The sequence below is a fragment of the Streptomyces natalensis ATCC 27448 genome, assembly GCF_000935125.1.
In the GTDB taxonomy this organism is placed as follows: Bacteria; Actinomycetota; Actinomycetes; order Streptomycetales; family Streptomycetaceae; genus Streptomyces; species Streptomyces natalensis.
On record NZ_JRKI01000055.1, the window covers coordinates 1 to 698 of the forward strand.

Genomic DNA, 698 nt, shown 5'->3' on the forward strand with positions numbered 1-698 from the left:
GGCACGGTTGTCACGGTGGCCAGGTGGCCCATGCTCTTCCACGCGGCGCCGAAGTTGTCGCCCCACGGCGTCAGCGACCACAGTCCCTTGAGGGTGCCCCACATGCCGTCGACGACGGTGCCGTCCCAGACGAAGTTCTTGACCCAGCTGACCACGGCACCGGGGTCGTACCAGTGGCGTTTTTGGTCGACGACCTTGCCCCACGGCGTATCGCCCGCCGAGGACATCGCTTCCTTGGTCAGGCCGTAGGTGTGGCCGCCCTTTTTCTTCGTACCGTCGCCAAGGGTCCAGTGGGTGCCGTGGGAAACAAGAGCGGTGATCTTGTTGGCGGCCGCCACCTCCGCCGCCCAGAACGCCTGGACGGTCGCGGAGACCTCCTGAATCAGCTGCTTGTTGACGGCGACCTTGACCGGGTCGTACTGCCAGTCCTCGTCCTGCTTGATGTCGGCGACGAAGTGGGACGCAGCTCCTTCGAGTTTGTGAAGCCTGGCGACCAGCGGGCGTACCTCGGCCGCGAAGGTGTCCAGGGCTGCGCCGACCTTCTCCAGCTCGTCGGCGAAGTGATGCGCTTTGGTGGCGACCGGCTTGGTCGAGGCGAACAGCTGCTCCGCCTCCGGCGCCGAGTAGTACGCCCGCAGCCCCTGGAAGGAAGAGTGGACATCCGCGCCCTTGTCGCGGATCGCGCCCGCTTCCTTCTT

1 pseudogene is annotated in these 698 nt (G+C 66.0%); it reads right to left on the reverse strand.

From position 1 onward, the window contains the following. Window positions 1–698, reverse strand: a pseudogene (locus tag SNA_RS29925) (ADP-ribosyltransferase); the annotation flags it as partial.